The organism is Mycetocola sp. Y442, from assembly GCF_056898615.1.
In genome coordinates this window covers 532,749-547,613 of record NZ_JBXHBV010000002.1, presented here as the reverse complement: position 1 = coordinate 547,613, position 14,865 = coordinate 532,749, and the positions used below count along the sequence as shown (strand labels likewise).

12 protein-coding genes are annotated in these 14,865 nt (G+C 68.5%); 7 read left to right on the top strand and 5 right to left on the bottom strand.

Annotation, left to right across the window (positions count from 1 at the left end; genetic code table 11):
* Positions 1–303: 303 nt before the first annotated feature.
* Together AC1X6S_RS09170 and AC1X6S_RS09165 are read right to left on the bottom strand one after the other, a co-directional pair.
* The gene (locus AC1X6S_RS09170; protein ID WP_483405443.1) at positions 304–1,704 is read right to left on the bottom strand and encodes an LLM class flavin-dependent oxidoreductase; all 1,401 of its coding nucleotides are present in this window, start codon (positions 1,702–1,704) and stop codon (positions 304–306) included.
* A complete protein-coding gene (locus AC1X6S_RS09165; protein ID WP_483405442.1) occupies positions 1,701–2,831 on the bottom strand; it encodes an aldo/keto reductase in 1,131 nt (376 codons plus the stop codon). Before AC1X6S_RS09165 ends, AC1X6S_RS09170 begins: the two co-directional genes overlap by 4 nt.
* Positions 2,832–3,249: 418 nt before the next feature.
* On the opposite strand from AC1X6S_RS09165, the gene AC1X6S_RS09160 reads away from it, so the two are divergent.
* Both AC1X6S_RS09160 and AC1X6S_RS09155 read left to right on the top strand, forming a co-directional pair.
* The gene (locus AC1X6S_RS09160) at positions 3,250–4,458 is read left to right on the top strand and encodes an iron-containing redox enzyme family protein (RefSeq protein ID WP_483405441.1); all 1,209 of its coding nucleotides are present in this window, start codon (positions 3,250–3,252) and stop codon (positions 4,456–4,458) included.
* Positions 4,395–4,667: a CDGSH iron-sulfur domain-containing protein gene (locus AC1X6S_RS09155; protein ID WP_483405440.1), complete on the top strand. Its 273-nt coding sequence runs from the start codon at positions 4,395–4,397 to the stop codon at positions 4,665–4,667. Before AC1X6S_RS09160 ends, AC1X6S_RS09155 begins: the two co-directional genes overlap by 64 nt.
* Positions 4,668–5,328: 661 nt before the next feature.
* Here AC1X6S_RS09155 and AC1X6S_RS09150 read toward each other — a convergent pair.
* A complete protein-coding gene (locus AC1X6S_RS09150) occupies positions 5,329–7,554 on the bottom strand; it encodes a heavy metal translocating P-type ATPase (RefSeq protein WP_483405439.1) in 2,226 nt (741 codons plus the stop codon).
* 36 nt (positions 7,555–7,590) lie between these two features.
* On the opposite strand from AC1X6S_RS09150, the gene AC1X6S_RS09145 reads away from it, so the two are divergent.
* From AC1X6S_RS09145 to AC1X6S_RS09125, 5 genes are all read left to right on the top strand, one after another.
* A complete protein-coding gene (locus AC1X6S_RS09145; RefSeq protein WP_483405438.1) occupies positions 7,591–8,058 on the top strand; it encodes a hypothetical protein in 468 nt (155 codons plus the stop codon).
* 174 nt (positions 8,059–8,232) lie between these two features.
* On the top strand, positions 8,233–8,514 hold the full coding sequence (locus AC1X6S_RS09140) for a metal-sensitive transcriptional regulator (RefSeq protein ID WP_483405437.1): 282 nt from the start codon (positions 8,233–8,235) through the stop codon (positions 8,512–8,514).
* A 31-nt stretch (positions 8,515–8,545) separates the two neighbouring features.
* Positions 8,546–9,001 (top strand): heavy-metal-associated domain-containing protein, encoded by a 456-nt coding sequence (locus AC1X6S_RS09135; protein ID WP_483405436.1) that lies wholly within the window; start codon positions 8,546–8,548, stop codon positions 8,999–9,001.
* A gap of 417 nt (positions 9,002–9,418) precedes the next feature.
* The gene (locus tag AC1X6S_RS09130; RefSeq protein ID WP_483405435.1) at positions 9,419–9,670 is read left to right on the top strand and encodes a heavy-metal-associated domain-containing protein; all 252 of its coding nucleotides are present in this window, start codon (positions 9,419–9,421) and stop codon (positions 9,668–9,670) included.
* Between the two features lie 341 nt (positions 9,671–10,011).
* Positions 10,012–10,329, top strand: coding sequence for a putative quinol monooxygenase (locus AC1X6S_RS09125; RefSeq protein ID WP_483405434.1), 318 nt, complete (start codon positions 10,012–10,014; stop codon positions 10,327–10,329).
* A gap of 554 nt (positions 10,330–10,883) precedes the next feature.
* Here AC1X6S_RS09125 and phoA read toward each other — a convergent pair.
* Both phoA and AC1X6S_RS09115 read right to left on the bottom strand, forming a co-directional pair.
* Positions 10,884–12,782, bottom strand: coding sequence for an alkaline phosphatase (phoA, locus tag AC1X6S_RS09120; protein WP_483405433.1), 1,899 nt, complete (start codon positions 12,780–12,782; stop codon positions 10,884–10,886).
* Positions 12,783–14,069: 1,287 nt separating this feature from the next.
* Positions 14,070–14,846, bottom strand: coding sequence for an SDR family NAD(P)-dependent oxidoreductase (locus AC1X6S_RS09115; protein WP_483405432.1), 777 nt, complete (start codon positions 14,844–14,846; stop codon positions 14,070–14,072).
* Positions 14,847–14,865: the final 19 nt, after the last annotated feature.

The following is a 14,865-nucleotide window of genomic DNA, read 5'->3' as shown; positions in this document are numbered from 1 at the left end:
GCCCGCCGCCGCTCGCCGTTGCACTCCGCCGCTCTCGCGCCGCCCGCAAAACAGGACATCGCACGCTTATCAGGACGATCCCAGCGATTGTGTCGTGATAAGCGTGCGATCACCTGCAAACCCGGCGGGCGGATGCCGCTGCGCCAGGCGCTCTGCCCGCTCGCGTCCCGCTCGAGCGCGGTAAACAACTCGAGCGAGCCGAGATAAGGAAATAGCGCGGAGGCAAGGACGGCTCGCCCTATCCCATCCTTATCTCGGCGCTTTGTCCTTGTGCCGACGCCGCGGCATCCGGATGCCCTCGCGTCAGTGGTAGCGGATCGGCTCCACCGGCACATCGAGGTTCGCTCCCCCGCGGTACCGCGCCGCGACGTGGCGCTCGGGCAGGCGGGCGTTGCCCTCGCCGAACAGCCGCTCGCGGAGGGTCTCACCCTCGGGGTAACTCTCGCGCATCCGCCCGCGCTTGCGCAGCTCGGGAACGACGAGCTCGATGAAATCACGCGCCGTCTCGAACGAGTGGTACTGGCGCAGGTTGATGCCGTCGATGCCGTCATCGTCGAGCCAGCTCTCAATCTGGTCGGCGACCTCGAGCGGCGTCCCCGCCACGAAGAAGCGCCCCTCCCTGCCCGCGGTGATGCGCGCGAGGGCGTCCTCGACGGTGGTCTCTGCGCCCATGCTCGAGAGCATCGGGTGCGGTCCGACGTCGTCGATCACCGTGGCGATGGTCGCGTCTGACGGGTACGCTGTCAGGTCGAACGGCAAGCTGCCATGCGCGAGGATGCCGTCGACGCTCGTATTCTCGCGGTAGCTCTGCAGTTTCGCCGCGACCTCCTCGTCGGTGCGACCGACCACAACGCCCGCCTGGACGATGAAACGGATGTCGTCACCGTCGCGCCCCTGCCGGACCGCGGCATCCCGCATCTCGTTCGCGTTCTTCTGGAAGTCCTCGACGGTGCGACCGCCGGTGAACACCACCTCGGCGTGACGCCCGGCGAACTCGATGCCCTCGGGCGAGCCGGTGGCCTGGTAGATGACCGGGGTGCGCTGCAGCGACGGCTCGCTCAGGTGCGGCCCGGCGACCTTGAAGTGCTCACCCTCGTGGTTGATGTAGCGGACCTTGTCCGGGTCGGTGTAGACCCGGTTGTCGCGGTCGTTGAGCACCGCGTCGTCATCCCAGGAGCCCTCCCACAGTTTGTAGAGCACATCGAGGTACTCGTCGGCGCGCTCGTACCGGGTCGCTTTGGGCATCTCACCGTCCAGGCCGAAGTTGCGCGCGGCGTTGGGCAGGTACGAGGTGACGACGTTCCAGCCGATGCGGCCCTTGGTGAGGTGGTCGAGCGTGCTCATCCGGCGCGCGAAGGCGAACGGTGGCTCGTAAGTGGTCGAGAACGTGACGCCGAAGCCCAGGTGTTTGGTGACGGCGGCCATCGCCGGGATCACCAGCAGCGGATCGTTGTTCGGGATCTGCACGCCCTCGCGCAACGCCGTCTCCGGACCGTCGCGGAACACGTCGTACGCACCGACCACATCGGCGAGGAAGATGCCGTCGAAGCCACCGGCCTCGAGGAGCTGGGCGAGTTCGGTCCAGTAGTCGATGTCGTTGAACCGGTGCCGGTTGTTGCCCGGCAGCACCCACAATCCGTGCGAGATGTGGCTGACACAGTTCATCTCGAAGAGGTTGACGATGAGTTTCTTGGGCTCGGTCATCGGGGTCCTTCTTTTTCCGGTGCGCTGTGGTCGGGTTCGTGGCCCGCCGCGTGCGGGTGCCCGTTCGTCTGGTCGTGCTCGTGCTCGTGCTCGTGCTCGTGCTCGTGCTCGTGCTCATGCTCCCGTTGCTCTCTGCCGCGCGAGATGTAGAGCGGATCGCTGGCCCGTTCGCCCTCGATGCCGGCGTAGATGCCGTCGAGACGGGCGAGGCTTTCGTCGCTGAGCGTCGCGTCGACAGCCGCAGCGTTCTCGTCGACCCGGTGCGCTTTGCGGGTGCCAGGGATCGGCACCACGGGGACGCCGAGCCGCCGGCCCGAGGCGTAGACCCAGGCGAGCGCGACCTGCGCTGGAGTCAACTCCTCGGCCGCCGCCACCTGCCGCACAACCTCGACCGCTGCGACGTTGGCAGCGAAGTTCTCGTCGTTGAAGCGGGGGAAGTTGCGGCGGGCGTCCTTCTCACCCAGCGCCGTGGCATCCGTCACCCCGCCGGTGAGGAATCCGCGACCGAGCGGAGAGTAGGCGACGAACCCGATGCCGAGCCGTGCCGCCGTGGGGATGACGTAGTCCTCGACGTCGCGGCTCCAGAGCGACCACTCACTCTGCACAGCGGCGATCGGGTGCACCGCGTGGGCGCGCTCGAGTTCGAGGGCGGTGACCTCCGAGAGGCCGATATGCCGCACCTTGCCCGCGGTGACCAGCTCGGCGAGCGCGCCAACAGTCTCCTCGATGGGCACCCGTGAGTCGACGCGGTGGTAGTAGTAGAGGTCAACGCTGTCGGTGCCGAGCCGTTTCAGGCTCGCGTCGATCGACTCGTGCACGTAGGCAGCGTCGCCCCTCGCCCGGAACCCGCCGTCGTCCGGCGTCGGCAGGATGCCGAACTTGGTCGCGAGCACGACCTCCGCGCGGCGGTGCCTGAGCACGCGGGCGAAGAGCTCCTCGTTGGCGCCCTGCCCGTACACGTTCGCGGTATCGAGAAAGGTCACGCCGATGTCGATCGCGTGGTTGATCGTGGCAACGGATGCCTCGGGGTCGGCGGCACCATAAACGTCGGTAAGGGCCATGCCCCCGAGGCCCTGCGCCGAGGTGGCGAGACCGTCGCCGAGCTCCACAGTGGGGATGCCTGTCATGGTGCACGTCCTTGTCATCGTCGGGATCTGCTTTCACCCTAGAACGACCTCCTCCCGCGTGTCCGGTTGCGTGTCTCACGCCGTCATATTCCGCGGGACGGATGCTGCCGGTCGCGGGCATCCGCTCGCCGCGATGCGCAGGAGATCGCACGATTTACAGGACGAGATCGCCAACCCGGGCCTGCTAAACCTGCGATCTCCTGCAAACCGGTCGAGTCACCGTCGCCGCACCGGGCCGCACAGCACGTCACCGCACCGGGCCGCACCGCACACCACCCACCCCACCGGGCCACACAGCACACCAGCCCGCCGGGCCGCACCGCACAGCACCGCACAGCGCACATAGCAGCAAATCGCTAAGTTTGCGCATCGGGCAGTGTGGGTTGCGAGTGCGGCCGCGCTTGATCAGAGTTGAGTTATGTCATTGACGCACCCCCATGATTACCCCCAGACCGGCACCGACGACGTCACCGCGGACTCGGCATCGAGCAACTCTTACCCGAGCGACTCGAGCACGCCCAACGACCCGACCAACGCGACCAACGCGACGAGCGCCACCGCGAGCCCCGCACAGCCGACCCTCATCGCGAGGGGCCCGCTCAGCGGTCGCATCCTGGCGCTGGTCCTGACCACGCCGACGGGTGACGACTCCCTCGACGGCACCGCCGACCTCGCCGCGGATGCCGCAGCCGCTGTCGCCGCGTCCGTCGACCTCGTGAACGACGAGGACGTCCAACTCGCGCTCTTCCTTCTTTATGGCCTGCACTACGGGTCGCTCGCCGGTGCGCACGACGGATGGGAATGGCATCCGCACCTCATCGCCGCCCGACGCGTGATCGAGGCCGCGTTCGAGGCGCAGCTGCGGCGCGACATTCCGGTGCCGGACGCGCCCGAGCCCACCATGGCTGCCGTCGCCGACGCGCTCTTCACCCTGACCGGTGCCGAGAGTGGCGGGCCGAGCCTGTCGCGCTTCATCGCGTCGAAGGCCAACCGGGAGCAGCTCGAGGAGTTCCTCATCCACCGCTCCATTTACACGCTCAAGGAAGCGGACCCGCACTCCTGGGCGATCCCCCGCCTCTCCGGCCGGCCCAAGGCTGCCCTCGTGGAGATCCAGGCGGACGAGTACGGCGGAGGTCGCCCCGACCGCATGCACGCCGCCATTTTCGCCGGCACCATGCGCGGGCTCGGCCTCGACGCCACCTACGGCGCGTACCTCAACTTCGTGCCGGCTGTGACACTGGCGTCGCAGAACATGATGTCGATGTTCGGGCTCAACCGGCGCCTTCGCGGTGCGATCGCCGGGCACCTCGCCGCGTTTGAGATGACCTCATCGATCCCGAACGGGCTGTACGCGCGCGGATTCCGCCGCAACGGTTTCGACGACGACGTGTGCTGGTACTTCGACGAGCATGTTGAAGCGGATGCCGTCCACGAGCAGATCGCGGGCCGCGACCTCGCGGGCGCACTCGCCGAAGACGAACCTGCACTGCTCCCCGACATCCTCTTCGGTGCGGCCGCGTGCCTCGTCGTCGACGGCTGGGCCGGCCAGGTCATGCTCGACGCATGGACCGCGGACGCATCAGCATTGCGGATGCCGCGAGCAACGACATCCGGGACCGCAGCGTGACGAGCATGGCTGGAAAGCCCGAGCCCACCCAGATCATCGCCTGCCCGAACGGGCCGCTGCTCGTGCGCGGCGAGATGGATCTCACCACGCCCGACGGGCAGCCGATCGAGCGCACCCGCAAGACCGTCGCGCTGTGCCGGTGCGGGGTGTCGGCGATCAAGCCGTTCTGCGACGGGACACACAAGGCGATCGGGTTTAAGGCGCCGTAGCGCGCGTCGCGAGTTGCTGGGTTTGCACGGGTCTGCGGTGCCGTAACCGGTGCAAAGTCAGCAACTCGCGGTGGTTGTCGCGCGACGGGTCTGGCGCGGCGGCACAGCAGCGACGGATTAACAGGTGATCGCACGCTTATCAGGACGATCCCGGCGATTTGATCCTGATAAGCGTGCGATCTCCTGCACATCAGGCCAGCGGATGCCGCGGCACGGGTCGGCAGGCTGCCGGGCCGCCGCGACACAAGGACAAAGCGCCCAGGCAAGGACAAAACCGGCCCGGGCATCCTTGTCTCGCGCCGATGTCCTTATCTCGGGCCAACAGCATCCGCCACCGGGCGCTATCGCGGGCCTGCACCGCCTCGGCAGCACAGCAGCGACGGTTTAACAGGTGATCGCACGCTTATCAGGACGATCCCAGCGATTCGATCCTGATAAACGTGCGATCTCCTGCACATCGGGCGAGCGGATGCCGCGGTGCGGGTCGGCAGGCTGCCGGGCCGCCGCGACACAAGGACAAAGCGCCCAGGCAAGGACAAAACCGGCCCGGGCATCCTTGTCTCGCGCCGATGTCCTTATCTCGGGCGACGGCATCCGTTCTCGCCGATGCGCCCACTCGGGCCCACGTCGCCCGGCAAGCCGCCACAGCCGTAACCCGGCCTTATCTCGCGGCGACGGCATCCGCCCGCACCGACGACACCACGGCAGCTGGCCGCAGATCGAGCCGCCGCAGCAACTGGGCGTTGAGCGCCACGATGACCGTCGACAGGCTCATGAGCACGGCGCCGACCGCCATCGGCAGCACGAAACCGACCGGCGCGAGCACCCCGGCGGCGAGCGGCACCGAGACGAGGTTGTAGCCGGCCGCCCACCAGAGGTTCTGCTGCATCTTGCGGTAGCTCGCGCGCGACAGCTCGATCACCGAGAGCACGGCGCGCGGGTCATCGCTGGCCAGAATGACGCCGGCGGAGGCGATGGCGACGTCGGTCCCGGCCCCGATCGCGAGCCCCACATGCGCCTGCGCGAGGGCGGGGGCGTCGTTCACGCCGTCGCCGACCATCGCGACCCTGCGCCCCTCGGCCTGCAACTCGGCGACCTTCGCCGCCTTGTCCCCCGGGCGAACGCCGGCGAAGACACGATCGATGCCCAGCTCACCCGCCACCGACCGCGCGACAGCCTCGGCGTCACCGGTAATCATCACCACCTGGACCTGGCGGGCGTGAAGCGCGCTGACGGCATCCCGAGATTCAGGCCGGATCTCATCGCGCAACGCAAACGCCCCGGCGACCCGCCCGTCGACCAGAGCGTGCAGCACCGTCGCACCCTGGCCGCTCCACTCGGAAGTGGCGGGCAACGGCGGAACGCCCGTACGCTCGAGCAGGCCGGGGCCGCCCACTTCCACCCGGCGACCGTCCACCATCGCCTCAACGCCCACCGCGGGCGATGACCGAAAATCGGATGCCGCCGCGAGCGCCACCCCGCGACCCGCCGCCGCCGCGACGAGGGCGCGCGCCAGCGGATGCTCGCTGTCGGCTTCGGCGGCTGCCGCGAGGGAGAGCACCTCATCTGCGGTCCAGCCGTCGGCCGGAGTGACGCCAGCCAGGGCAGGTTCGCCGCGGGTGAGGGTCCCGGTTTTGTCGAACAACACGGTATCGACGGTGCGCATGCTCTCGAGCGCGAGCCGATCCTTGACGAGTACGCCGGCGCGCGCGGCCCGTTCGGTCGAGATCGAGACAACGAGCGGAATCGCCAGGCCGAGCGCATGCGGGCAGGCAATCACCAGAACGGTGATCGTGCGGATGATCGCCTCATCCGGCGTGCCGAGGAGAGTCCACGCCACAGCGGTGATCGCGGCAGCACCGAGCGCGTACCAGAACAGCCAGCCCGCGGCCTTGTCCGCCAGGCGTTGCGCCCGGGAGGTCGAGTTCTGCGCGTCGCTCACCAGTCGACGGATGCCGGCAAGCGCCGTATCCTCACCGACCGCCGTCACGCGCACCCTCAGCGCCGAATCGGTGGCCACGGTTCCGGCGACGACGGGGTCGCCCGGCCCCCGCCGGACCGGCATCGACTCACCGGTGATCATCGACTCGTCGACGTCGGCGGTGCCGTCGTCCACGCGTCCGTCGGCGGGGACCCGGCCTCCCGGCCGCACGATGACGAGGTCGCCCACCCGAAGTTCGGCCGGCGGCACGACGGTGATGCTGGTGCCGTCGACGCGCTCGGCTTCGTCCGGAATGAGGGCCGCGAGCGAGTCGAGCGCCGACGACGTCTGCGCGAGCGACCGCATCTCGATCCAGTGCCCGAGCAGCATGATCACGATGAGGAGGGCGAGTTCCCACCAGAAGTCCAGTTGATGGTCGAGGATGCCGAGGCTCGCGCCCCAGGATGCGACAAACGCCACCGAAATGGCAAGGCCGATGAGCAGCATCATGCCCGGCTGGCGGGCCTTGATCTCGGCGACCGCCCCGGTGAGGAACGGCCTGCCACCCCAGACGAACATCACGGTGCCGAGGACCGGTGAGATCCAGCTGAGCCAGCGGATGTCGGGGAGCGAGTACCCGAGGATAGACGCGAACATGCTGCTGAAGGCCACGACGGGGATCGCGATCACGAGCATCACCCAAAACAGGTGGCGGAACTGGGCGACGTGGTCGCCATGGCCGCTGTGGTCCATTCCGCTGTGGTCGCCATGGCCGCTGTGGTCCATTCCGCCGTGGCCCATGGCCGAGTGATCCATTCCGGCGTGGCCCATGGCCGAGTGATCCATCCCACCGTGACCCATGGCCGAGTGATCCATCCCACCGTGACCCATGGCCGAGTGATCCATCCCACCGTGACCCATGGCCGAGTGATCCATCCCACCGTGGCCCGTGGCCGCGTGGTCCATCCCGGTGTGGTTCTCGTGCCCGCCACCGTGGTTCGCGTGCCCGGCACCCGTGTGGCTACCCTGCTCGCCGGCAACACCCTGCCCGACACCGTGACTCATGGCGTCGTGATCCATCCCGGGGTGAGTGGCGTGGTCAGCATCGCTCATCCCCGTGTGGTTCTCGTGCCCGCCACCGTGGTTCGCGTGCCCGCCACCCGTGTGGCCGCCCTGCTCGCCGGCAACACCCTGCCCGACACCGTGACTCATGGCGTCGTGATCCATCCCGGGGTGAGTGGCGTGGTCAGCATCATTTATCCCCGGGTGGCGCGCGCGACTCGTCCAAGCCTCACCTGCGCGCCGCTCTTCACCCTGCCCCGCATCGCCGTGCCCCACCGCGGCGTGCCCGGTCCCGGCGCGCCGAGTCTCAGCGTGCCCGGTGACAGCGTTCTCTGTCCCGGCGTGCCCCGCCACCTGGCTCGCGGTACCCGCCTCGTGTGGCGACTCCTCGCTGCGGGAAACCGGTAATTGGCGATCCGACCGCGACGCACCGGCATCCGGAGTTTCATGGTGTTTCATACCGGGCAAGATATACCCCCTAGGGGTATTAAGACAAGAGGCTTAGTCCTCCGCGAGCAGCATCCGTTCGATTGTCCTCAATACCCCTGCCGGGTATATTGGAGGGAGCAAACGGAGGTCATCATGCATGGGTATGTCGACAACAAGGCCGATCTCGTGAAGCGGCTTCGCCGGGCGGAGGGCCAGGTTCGCGGCATCCAGCGTATGGTCGAAGACGATGTCTATTGCATCGATATCCTCACGCAGGTGTCCGCCGCGACGAAGGCGCTCGAGACCGTTGCGCTCCAGTTGCTCGACGATCACCTCAACCACTGCGTCGCGGAGGCGACCCGCGAGGGTGGCCTTGTCGCCGAAGAGAAGATCCGCGAGGCGTCGGCCGCGATTGCCCGCCTCGTTCGATCCTGACCACCACTTTTTCCATCCCCAAGGAGACTTCATGACCGACCACACCGACCTCGGCCTGACCGCGCGCGGCGACTCGCGCCCCATTCGTGACCTCGGCCTGACCGACGTTCACGGGAGCGGCGGCACGGGCGGCGGTTGCGGATGCGGCCACGGCGGCGGCGGATGCATGTGCGGAGGCCACGGCGCAGGAGCCGGCCGCGGTGCTGGTCACGGCGTCAATGTCAGCCGGGGCACGGCATCCGTACCGGCGGGCAGTGTCGTCACCGAACTCTCCGTGTCGGGCATGACCTGCGAGCACTGCGTGAAGAGCGTCACGGAGGAGCTTGCTGAGATTTATGGCGTGAACGGTGTCGACATCACGCTCAACCCGGAGGGCGTTTCGTCCGTCGTCGTGATGAGCGAGGCTCCGCTCGACAAGGCCCACGTCGCCGCGGCCATCGAAGAGGCCGGCTACGCGCTGGTGAGCGCGCCGCTCGCCGCGGACTAAGCTACCCACTCCCGCCCAGGGCACGCGCGGACCGGCAGGTTCGCGCGCTCCTCACCCGCCACCGAACTTCACGTCCCGACACAGGAGCATCCCATGGCCACAGGGCCCCTTCACGACCTCGGGTTGACCGAGAAGCGCAGCGGCGCTCCATCCGACGACGGATGCTGCGGTGGCGGTGACGGCGCGGGTGGGTGCGGTGCTGGTGGCTGCGATTCGGGTGCGTGCGGCGATGGCGGCGGTGCTGGTGGCTGCGCCTCGGGTGCATGCGGGGACGGCGGTTGCGGCGGCATCTGCGGCGGAGGCAGCAGCACTAACGCCGCCAGCTCCGGCGGTTGCGGAAGCGCCGGTGGGTGCGCCTGCCAGTCCGCGGCGCCCGCGCCGACCGTTCGCTCCGACTCCGTAATCGGCGCGCCGAGGGTGTCAGGATCTCGCCCCCGCGTCAGGTCAGTGCTCGACGTCGGCGGCATGACCCGCGGCCGCTGCATCGCCACGGTCATGAACGGGCTGGAACGGATCACGGGCGTCGACTCAGTCGACGTCGACCTCAACAGCGGCGGGATCTCGCGCGTCACGGTGACCAGCGCGACGGACCTCGACCCGGATGCCGTCGGTGCGGCCCTCGATGCGGCCGGCTATGTGCTGGTGGGCGGCCCGCACCCCGTTGGGTAGCGCCCCTGGTGCAGCGCCGCACGCCCCTGACCCCACTTCCCACACCACTCACCCCGGTGCCCCACGCCCTGACGTTCAAGTGACACTTGTTGCGGGTGCCACCGGCGCGCACGCACAGTAACTGTCACCTGAACCTGACATCGACGCCCCACGCCTCACCTCCCACGCCAGTGCCGGACCCCGACACCACGCCCTGACGTTCAAGTGACACTTCTTGTGGGTGCCACCGGCGCACACGCACAATAACTGTCGCCTGAATCGCGGCCGACGCCCCTTGACCGAGCACGCCCTCCCAGGCGTGGAACCCAGTCGACCAGCCACGACCGGTAACATCGGGCAACATGACCCAGCCGATTGTTGTCACCGCCCATTTCGTTCCCGTCGACGGCCAGTTCGATGCTGTCCACGAGGCGCTCCTCCCGGCCATCGCTGCCGTGCACGAGGAACCCGGGTGCATTCTGTACGCGATCCACCGGACGCCCGAGAACACGATCATGATGATCGAGAAGTGGGAATCCGCCGAGCTTCTCGACGCCCATGGCGCGGGCGAAGCCGTCGCCGCACTCAACGCGTCGCTCGAGGGCAAGCTCGCGCGCCCCGTCGAGGTCACCCGCCTCGAGCCGCTCCCGGCCGGCAACGAGATCCAGGGCTCGCTCTGAACGGCGCGCCGAGCGCGGCAGATCCTTGTTCGCGCTGCAGAAGTATCTGCAGCCCCAACATGGAAGTGCAGCGCTCGAGCCGACGACGTGCTCGCATCCCCGCAAAACGGATGCCGGCGGTCGCGCGGGTGCGCACTGAGCGTGGGTGCCCAGCGCGGGTGAGCGCCCAGCGCGGGTGAGCCCAGCGCGGGTGAGCGCCCAGCGCGGGTGAGCGCCCAGCGCGGCAGATCCTTGTTCGCGCTGCAGAAGTATCTGCAGCCCCAACATGGAAGTGCAGCGCCCGAGTCGATGTCGTGACCGCATCCCCGCACAACGGATGCCGGCGGTCGCGCGGGCGTGCGCTGAGCGTGGGTGCCGAGCGCGGGCGAGCGCCCAGCGCGGGTGAGCGCCCAGCGCAGGTTGCCCGCCGAGCGCGGCAGATCCTTGTTCGCGCTGCAGAAGTATCTGCAGCGCGAACATGGACGTGCAGCGCTCGAATAGGGAGAACGACAAAAAGGGGCCGACAGCCACCGAAGTGACCGCCGGCCCCTGCAACTGCAACTGCAAGCGCAGAACTACGCGAGCAGCCCGTGCCTCCGCCGGTAGCGCAGCGCCAGCACCGTACCGGCCGCCATCAGCAGCGCGGCGAGCGCCGCCAGCGGACCGACCACCGCACCCGTCGAGCCGAGCACGCCCGAACCACCCAGGCCCGAACCACCCCCGGCAGCCGAACCAGCCCCCGCCGCAGGATCAGCCGACGCCGACGGCACAGGCACAGGCACCGACGCCGGGTCTGCAGTGACAACGACGGATGCCGTCAGCACCGTCCCCGTCTGCACCCCGGTGAGGGTCACTGTGTGCTCCCCCAACTCGGCGGGCGCCGTCACCGTGAACGATGCGTCACCCCGCAGAACGTCGACCTGGCCGAGGTCGACCGGGTCGGATTCGAGCACGCCACCCACCTGCCAGTCGGCGTCAAGACCCGTGACCGTGGCCGTGAACTCCTCACCGGGCTTCACGGCCGACGCGGACAGCGACAGCGTCGCATCCGCACTCAGTGAGGCCAGGTCGCGGTTCAACGACAGCGAGTTCGCCGAGGTGAAGAACAGGTCGGTCTGGTCGGTGAGCCCAACGACATTGGCCGCGCCCGGTCCGTACCCGGCGATGCGCACCTGCGAACCCGTGTGCTGCTGCGACCCGCCGGCCTCAGCCGTGCCGTAGCCAACGATCATCGGCTGGCCCTCCTCGGTGATCAGGTGCGCGCTGAGGCCGGGAGGCGTCGATCCGACGATCTGGCTTGTGTGCGCGTGGTCAGCAGTCACGACGACGAGGGTGTCTCCGTCGGCCTTCGCGAACTCGAGCGCTTCCTGTACCGCCTCATCCAGGTCGACGGTCTCACCGATCTGGCCGCAGGCATCCGCTGCGTGGTCACGCTTGTCGATGCTCGCGCCCTCGACCTGGAGGAAGAAGCCCTGGTCGTCGGATGCCAGCAGGTCGATGGCCTTGCTGGTCAACGATCCGAGGGAGAGTCCGGTGTCGAGCCGCGCCGGGTTCTCGGTGCAGCTGACGGCGGGCAGGTCTCCGCCGCCCACCGTGGCTTCCGGACCGATCCAGCGCGTCGGGAAGTTGCCCTCGGTGAAGAGGCCGAGCACCGGTGCCGTCGCGTCGGCCGCCGACACCGCGGCGAGCGAAGCGGCGTCGTTCACGAGCTGGTAGCCGCGGTCCTCGGCCTGCTCGAACAGCGTCTTTCCCTGCCACGGCCCGGCAACCGCCGTTTCGGTGAAGGTCTTGGAGCCACCACCGAGCGTCACGTCGGGGCGCACATTGAGCAGCTGCTCCGAGATCGAGCCGAGCCCGCCGTTCTCCAGCGCCGCCTCGGGGCAGGTCTTCGTGGTGGCCGTCGGCCCGTAGCAGGACCGCGCGGACACATGCGCGATCTCCGCGCCAGGCGTGGCATCCTGAATCTCCGCCGTCGACACGTTGCCCGTCTTCAGGCCGTTCGCCTTGGCGAGTTCGAGCAGCGTCGACTGGGCCTCGCCCGCGATGTCGACCGAGAGCGCCCCGTTGTAGGTCTTGGTGCCCGTCGACCAGCCGGATGCCGTCGACGCCGACTCGGACGCGTAGTTGGGGGTGCCGTCCTTGTTCAGCGCGTAGGTCGTGTACTGGCCGGTCAGCGGAAGCGCGTCGATTCCGGCGAACTCACCCCCGGCCCCCTCGGCATAGTTGCGCGCGACGGTGATCTCGCTGTCGCCCATCCCATCGCCGATGAGCAGGATGACGTTCTTCGCATCGCTGTCGAGGATCGATTTGCGGAGCGCCTCGGTCTGGTCCGAGTCGTTGCGCGCTGCGCCGCCATTGTCGTCGGGCGCCGCGAAGGCGGCGAGCGGAGAGGCGATGCTGATCCCCGCGATCAGCATCGCGGATGCCACGGACGTCACGATTCGGCGCCGGCGCACGGTGTCAGGTGCATGCATTGTTGGTTGTTCCCCTGTGAGAGTCTCGCGTCCGTCGAGTGGCGGACGCTCCCACCCAAGCGGGCGCGGGCAAACTCCGCGTGAACGGGCCACGAACCGGGGGTGACCGTTCGTCGCAGCCGGCCGGGGCTCCCCATGGGACGCCGCCGACGGCATCCGCGTTCAAAGTGACAGTTAGCGTGGGTGTGCGCGCCCCGCACACACCGCAGGTGTCACTCGAATTCCGCCACCACCACAACTGTCACCTGAATGGATGCCGCCGGTCGGGCAAACGCAGGCAAGGTGACAGTTAATGTGGGTGCGCGCGTGCCACATCCACCACAGGTATCACTCGAGCCGCGGGACGGGTCATAGCGGGTGTCGGATCGGCGGGCCGCCGGGCTGGGCGGCGACCCCGCTGACTCTTCGGCTTAAGTGACACTTTCGGCGGGTTTTCACGCCGCACACCCACCACAACCGTCACCCGAACGGATGCCGGCGGGCGGCATCCGCAGACAAAGTGACAGTTAACGTGGTTGCGCGCGCCCCACACCCACCACAAGTGTCACTCGAACCGCGGGACGGGCCATAGCGGGGGGTCGAGTCGGCGGGGTGTCGAGCGGTCGCGTGCCCTGCTGACACTTTCGACTCGAGCGACACTTTCGGCGGGTTCTCGCACCGCACACCCACCACAACCGTCACCCGAACGGATGCCGGCGGGCGGCACCCGCAGACAAAGTGACAGTTAACGTGGGTGCGCGTGGCCCACACCCACCACAGGTGTCACTTGAACCGAAGCCGCCGACCGGCATCCGCAGACAAAGTGACAGTTAACGTGGGTGTGCGCGCCCCGCACCCACCGCAGGTGTCACTCGAACCATGGGGCAGGTCAGAGCGGGGGGGGCGAGTCGGCGGGCGGTCGGGGCGGTCGCGAGTCCTGGCAACACTTTCGATCAAGTGACACTTTCGGTGGGTGCCGTCACCGCACACCCACCACAACCGTCACCCGAACGGATGCCGGCGGGCGGCATCCGCACACAAAGCGACAGTTAACGTGGGTGCGCGCGGCCCGCACCCACCACAGGTGTCACTCGAATTCCGGCACCCACCACAACTGTCACCCGAACGGATGCCGGCGGGCGGCACCCGCAGACAAAGTGACAGTTAATGTGGGTGCGCGCGGCCCGCACCCACCACGCGTGCGCTCCGAGCGCGGCACATCCATGTCCACGCTGCAGAAGTATCTGCAGCCCGAGCATGGAAGTGCAGCGCTCGAGTAGATGGCGCGACGGGGAGGACCCGCGCCCCCTAGTGGATGTGGCTCCCCCCGTTGATGTCGACCGTCGTCCCGGTGACGTACCCCGCGTCCTGCGACGACAGGAACGTGATCACGGCCGCCACCTCCTCGGCAGTCGCCGTACGCCCGAGCGGAATCCCCGCCGCAATCGCCTCCTCCTGCTCCGGCGTGCTGCCCACGCGGATGTTCGTGTCAACCGCACCGGGCGTCACAGCGTTCACGGTCACCCCGTTGTCGCCGACCTCCCGCGCGAGCGCCTTCGTGAACCCGAGGATCGCCGCCTTCGCCGCCGAGTACGGCACCTTGCCGAACACGCCGCCACCACGCTGCGCCGACACCGACGACATGTTGACGATGCGCCCCCACTGGTTCTCGATCATCGCCGGCAGGAACGCCTTCGTCACGAGATAGGTGCCCGTCGCGTTGACCGCCATCACCTTGTTCCACAGCTCGAGCGTGGTCTCCAGGAACGGCACCGGCGACGTGATGCCCGCGATGTTCGCGAGCGCTCCGACCGCGGGCAGCCGCCCGGCCGACACCTCCCCGGCCACGGCTTCCTGCGCCGCGAGCACCGACGCCTCGTCAGCCACATCGACCTGATGCCCGAACGCCGGCACCCCGAACTCCGCGCCGATCTCCGCCGCGACCGCCGCAGACTTCTCCCCGTCGAGATCGAGAATGACGATCGCCCACCCCTCGCGGGCATAACGCCTGGCGGTGGTCACACCGATTCCGCGTTCGGAGGTAGCACCCGTGAGAACCGCGGTGCGCTGGATGGTGTCGGTCATGATGTCTCCTTGAGATCGG

Coding starts and splice junctions, on each gene's coding strand:
- AC1X6S_RS09160 (WP_483405441.1), top strand. CDS start 3,250: ATGTCATTGACGCACCCCCATGATTACCCCCAGACCGGCACCGACGAC.
- AC1X6S_RS09140 (WP_483405437.1), top strand. CDS start 8,233: ATGCATGGGTATGTCGACAACAAGGCCGATCTCGTGAAGCGGCTTCGC.
- AC1X6S_RS09170 (WP_483405443.1), bottom strand. CDS start 1,704: ATGACCGAGCCCAAGAAACTCATCGTCAACCTCTTCGAGATGAACTGT.
- AC1X6S_RS09125 (WP_483405434.1), top strand. CDS start 10,012: ATGACCCAGCCGATTGTTGTCACCGCCCATTTCGTTCCCGTCGACGGC.
- AC1X6S_RS09115 (WP_483405432.1), bottom strand. CDS start 14,846: ATGACCGACACCATCCAGCGCACCGCGGTTCTCACGGGTGCTACCTCC.
- AC1X6S_RS09150 (WP_483405439.1), bottom strand. CDS start 7,554: ATGGACCACGCGGCCACGGGCCACGGTGGGATGGATCACTCGGCCATG.
- phoA (WP_483405433.1), bottom strand. CDS start 12,782: ATGCATGCACCTGACACCGTGCGCCGGCGCCGAATCGTGACGTCCGTG.
- AC1X6S_RS09165 (WP_483405442.1), bottom strand. CDS start 2,831: ATGACAGGCATCCCCACTGTGGAGCTCGGCGACGGTCTCGCCACCTCG.
- AC1X6S_RS09155 (WP_483405440.1), top strand. CDS start 4,395: ATGGACCGCGGACGCATCAGCATTGCGGATGCCGCGAGCAACGACATC.
- AC1X6S_RS09135 (WP_483405436.1), top strand. CDS start 8,546: ATGACCGACCACACCGACCTCGGCCTGACCGCGCGCGGCGACTCGCGC.